This is a genomic window from Kitasatospora sp. NPDC056446 (assembly GCF_042796115.1).
Taxonomy (GTDB): domain Bacteria; phylum Actinomycetota; class Actinomycetes; order Streptomycetales; family Streptomycetaceae; genus Kitasatospora.
In genome coordinates this window covers 1-2,030 of the sequence record NZ_JBHTRF010000181.1, presented here as the reverse complement: position 1 = coordinate 2,030, position 2,030 = coordinate 1, and the positions used below count along the sequence as shown (strand labels likewise).

At 63.0% G+C, this 2,030-nt stretch carries 5 protein-coding genes; all 5 read right to left on the bottom strand.

Annotation, left to right across the window (positions count from 1 at the left end):
- Positions 1 to 93: 93 nt before the first annotated feature.
- Positions 94 to 369, bottom strand: coding sequence for a hypothetical protein (locus ACFQ6N_RS40415; protein ID WP_377870342.1), 276 nt, complete (start codon positions 367 to 369; stop codon positions 94 to 96).
- Positions 366 to 692: a hypothetical protein gene (locus ACFQ6N_RS40410; protein WP_377870344.1), complete on the bottom strand. Its 327-nt coding sequence runs from the start codon at positions 690 to 692 to the stop codon at positions 366 to 368. Before ACFQ6N_RS40410 ends, ACFQ6N_RS40415 begins: the two co-directional genes overlap by 4 nt.
- Positions 689 to 937, bottom strand: coding sequence for a hypothetical protein (locus ACFQ6N_RS40405; protein WP_049450389.1), 249 nt, complete (start codon positions 935 to 937; stop codon positions 689 to 691). The genes ACFQ6N_RS40410 and ACFQ6N_RS40405 overlap by 4 nt, the downstream gene beginning before the upstream one ends.
- 8 nt (positions 938 to 945) lie before the next feature.
- A complete protein-coding gene (locus tag ACFQ6N_RS40400) occupies positions 946 to 1,383 on the bottom strand; it encodes a lysozyme (protein ID WP_375862194.1) in 438 nt (145 codons plus the stop codon).
- A gap of 67 nt (positions 1,384 to 1,450) precedes the next feature.
- Positions 1,451 to 1,909 carry a hypothetical protein gene (locus ACFQ6N_RS40395; protein ID WP_362554338.1) on the bottom strand — a complete coding sequence of 153 codons (459 nt, stop codon included), beginning with the start codon at positions 1,907 to 1,909 and terminating at the stop codon, positions 1,451 to 1,453.
- Positions 1,910 to 2,030: the final 121 nt, after the last annotated feature.

The window sequence follows — 2,030 nt, the reverse complement described above, 5'->3', positions numbered from 1 at the left end:
CGCTCAGCCTGAGCCACTGTCCCTCGCTGCCACACGGCGATGCCTGCCAGGGCGATGAGCGCCACCAGCAGGGCACGAGACAGGATGCTCATGTCAGGCCTGCGGCTTCCGCTGGCTGATGAACTTGGCGATCAGGCCGACACCGGCCACGCCACGGATGGACCACTTCACGGCCTCGGGCATTGCCTCGTCGGCCAGCATGCCAAGCGAGTTGGCAGCCTGGTACAGGTCCGGTGATGCCACAAGGACGGCCAGCGCCCAGGTGCTGTAGTGCTTGAGGGTGTCGCGGATCGGCATCAGGCCCTGCGGAAGCAGGCTGGCGCGGTTGACCTTCGGCGGCTTGGTGATGATGGGGGTCGGGCTGCTCACTTCTTGTCTCGCTCCTTCTGGCGATCCAGCTCTTTGTCGACTTCCTCGGCGAACCGGGGCGCCAGCATGTACACGGCCTTCTGGTAGGCCTCGGCCTGCCTTGCCGCTACGTCAACATTGCTCGCTACATGGGCGATCCATACGGCGCCGAGAATCACACCAGCCAGGGATAGACCGATGGCGATCCCGTTCCAGATCGAACCGGCGCCCTCAAGGCGAACCACGTTCCCGTTGGCGGATGCACCATGCACTCGGCCGAGCGCGCTATCTAGCCGCTCAAGTCCCGAGCGCAGCTCGCGGGCCAGATCATCTCCGTCACTCATCGCTTATACGGCTCCGAGAACACGGGGACATCCATCTTGGTAGCGATTCGGTAGATAACATCGCGCAGGCTGTGGATCTCTTCCTTCACTTCCTGCAGCGCGCCCTGCTTAAGCATGTTCTCGGCCACATAGAGCTTGTGCTTGTTGTGGTCCTGCCAGAGCATCCAGATCCAGCCTGTCAGTGCCCCAACGCCCAGCATGAGGCAGGGGACGACAATGGCGAGGATGCGGACCAGGATGTCCATGGTTTCGCTCATTCGCGGAACACCCTCTGTTCGTCCAGGCGCCGGTTGGTCAGGCCCTTCATGACCCTCCCCCCAGCCCGGTTCCAACGTGTGAACTCAGCGGCGGCCCCAGCAACGTCCCCGGCGTTGAACTTCCGCAACAGGGTCGAACTGGCAAACGCCTTGGCTCCGATGTTATAGGCCAGGCTAGTCATAGCCCCGGTCTGGGCATCCGTGGCTGGCTTCTTCACCGCCGACTGGACGCCCTTGAGGAACCGGGTCACGTCCTGCGCCAGGCGCTCATCTGCCTGCGCCTGCGTCCACTTCACGCCCTTGACGATGCCGGGGCCGGTAGCTCCCCAGCCGATGGTCCATGGCGCGCCGCCAGTGGCCGGATCCGGGTATGCCTCCAGCCTGCAGCTCTCCCACCGTTTCACTAAGGAGACGGCGTAGGCGAGGGCTGACATGAGGGCTCCAGAACGAAAAAGCCCCCAGTCCGCGAGGACTAGGGGCAACTTTGGCAACGTAGCTGATTTATGCCACTCGCAGGTCCGACCTGTCAAGGGGCATGGCGAATCCCATGCCCTCCAGAAATCCGCGAACCCTATCCTCCCCGCGCCTGACCAGCTCCATGTACCCAGTCTTGGAGATGACTGCACTCCCGGCATTTGCCAGCAGAAGGTTGGCCGTCTCCCAGCGCTCGTTCTTGCGCCTGCCGTTCCCGCAGTAGTAGGCGCGCAGGACGATGGCCATGTCCCGATGGGACCTCCAGACATATGCCACCACGTCCTCGATCCGCTGGGCGCGAAGATCAGTCTCCATGGGCTTGTAGCCCTGAGTCCTGCCGGGCATCTCGCCCTGGTGTTCGATCAGCACGGCCAGCAGGTTCTTGGATTGGTGGCCTAGATACTCGCAGTCACGGTGAAGGGCAAACTCCCTGCCCCAGTGTTCCAACTCCGCCCGGACGTATACCCCGAAGGTGTCAATGTTCATGGTTTACCCCCTGTGGATTGGGTTTCTTCCTGCGCCTGATCATGCGTTGCCCTCGGTTGGGCGGTAGTAGGCGTTGCGGGCCTTGCGGTACTTCATGAGGGTGGCGCGGCCAGTTGCCTGG

Coding starts and splice junctions, on each gene's coding strand:
- ACFQ6N_RS40410 (WP_377870344.1), bottom strand. CDS start 692: ATGAGTGACGGAGATGATCTGGCCCGCGAGCTGCGCTCGGGACTTGAG.
- ACFQ6N_RS40405 (WP_049450389.1), bottom strand. CDS start 937: ATGGACATCCTGGTCCGCATCCTCGCCATTGTCGTCCCCTGCCTCATG.
- ACFQ6N_RS40400 (WP_375862194.1), bottom strand. CDS start 1,383: ATGTCAGCCCTCGCCTACGCCGTCTCCTTAGTGAAACGGTGGGAGAGC.
- ACFQ6N_RS40395 (WP_362554338.1), bottom strand. CDS start 1,909: ATGAACATTGACACCTTCGGGGTATACGTCCGGGCGGAGTTGGAACAC.